General features: G+C 48.6%; 2 protein-coding genes. One reads left to right on the top strand and one right to left on the bottom strand.

The genetic code is table 11. From position 1 onward, the window contains the following. The coding region (locus tag QMN93_RS25810) for a hypothetical protein (RefSeq protein ID WP_207383775.1) at nt 1-181 on the top strand (181 nt) is incomplete at its 5' end. A 6-nt stretch (nt 182-187) separates the two neighbouring features. On the opposite strand, the gene QMN93_RS25805 is transcribed toward QMN93_RS25810, so the two are convergent. After that, nucleotides 188-1,321, bottom strand: coding sequence for a glutathione-independent formaldehyde dehydrogenase (locus tag QMN93_RS25805; protein ID WP_017384068.1), 1,134 nt, complete (start codon nt 1,319-1,321; stop codon nt 188-190). Nucleotides 1,322-1,712 lie beyond the last annotated feature (391 nt).

Below are 1,712 nucleotides of genomic sequence, written 5' to 3'. Positions count from 1 at the left end.
AGCTGATAGAAACAGAAGCCACTGGAGCACCTCAAAAACACCATCATACACTAAATCAGTAAGTTGGCAGCATCACCTGGCAGCTGAAAGTATGAATAATAACGCCCTGACAGGATATTTTATTGCACCCTGTCAAAAGTCATACATTCTTTCCCGGTTTTTGCTTTCTCATACCGGATAACTCTATTTAAGGCTTAAGGATAACCTTCGTCCATCCTTCATCCCGCTCATCGAAGTGCTTATATCCGGCAGGAGCCTCTTCAAGCGAAAGACGATGAGAAATTATTTTGCCCGGACTGGCTTTATCGTGATGGATGAGGCGAGACAGCTGACGGTTATAGGCCTTAACGTTCGCCTGGCCGGTACGGATTGCCTGTCCTTTAAACCAGAAACTCCCAAAATCAAATGGCATCTTACCCTCTCTGGCAAGCTCCGATTCAGCCCCCGGATCCTGAGGAATAAAGACGCCAACCACACCAATTCCCCCGGTTGCTTTCGTCGACGCAACAAGACTGTTCATGGTGACAGAGTTATCTTCATGGCCATGTTTGTTACAGCACTGATAGCCAACACATTCGCAGCCACAATCCGTACCGCGTCCATCCGTCAGGTCGAGAATTTTTTGTACAGCTTCATCGCCAGTAGCATTGATGCCCGTCGCCCCCATTTTTTCAGCCAGAGCCAACCGGTCTGTGTGCGTATCAACCACAAACACCTGTGAAGCACCTTTAATGATCGCCGAATGAGCTGCCATCAAACCGACCGGCCCCGCGCCATAAATGGCCACGCTTTCACCAGGCTTCAATCCGGCAAGTTCTGTTGCATGCCAGCCGGTAGGAAAAATGTCAGAGAGCATCACATAATCATCTTCTTTTTCTGCCGCATCAGGGGGAAGAACAAGGCAGTTAAAGTCGGCAAATGGCACCCGAAGCAGTTCCGCCTGCCCCCCCTCCCAGGGACCCATTTCAGCAAAACCATAAGCTGCGCCTGCCGAACCCGGATTGGTAGTGAGACAAAAGCCGGTCAGACCTTTTTCACAGTTTTCGCAAAAACCACATCCCACGTTAAACGGCAGACAAACATAGTCGCCCACCTTAATACGTTCAACGCCTGAGCCAATTTCGACCACTTCACCCAGGTTTTCGTGACCCAGAATCCGTCCCTGTTCAAAGCTGGTCCGGCCCTCATACATGTGCAAGTCCGACCCACAAATGTTGGTGGTGGTGATGCGGACGAGTACATCCGTGGGGCGGACAATTTTCGCATCCGGTACGTCTTTTACTTTTACATCATAAGGACCGTTGTAAATTACTGCTTTCATGATCTTCTCCTTCTTGCGTGCGGAAAGGAAATGCTGCCCGGCGGATTGGGGTATCAATCGAGTTTAGCTGCCATAACAGATCTCGCGATCGGCGAAAGGACGATTAGGATGTTTCTTAACTAAGTGCATTGAAGTCTGTAAGACAGGTACTTACCGATGAAGGCTGCCTGGAAAACGTAAAAACATCACACGTTAATCCGGTTTTTTTAAGCAGGCAGGGGATTACGGACAGCTTTGAGCGAGAAGCGGATAAAGTAAATCTATCTCATTTCTGCATTGTGCCAGAAGTAGACATAGGTGAATTAGGTAACCCTAGTGAATCGCCACGGATAATCTAGACACTTCCGAGCCGTTGATAATACTGGTTTTCATATTCTGTCGGTGACATCTG

Source organism: Enterobacter sp. R-1.6.2 (genome assembly GCF_035064085.1).
Taxonomy (GTDB): Bacteria; Pseudomonadota; Gammaproteobacteria; order Enterobacterales; family Enterobacteriaceae; genus Enterobacter; species Enterobacter asburiae_B.
This window is presented reverse-complemented; position numbering and strand designations above follow the sequence as displayed.

Excerpts from the sequence above, each read along its gene's own strand:
- QMN93_RS25805 (WP_017384068.1), bottom strand. The coding sequence starts at position 1,321 with ATGAAAGCAGTAATTTACAACGGTCCTTATGATGTAAAAGTAAAAGAC.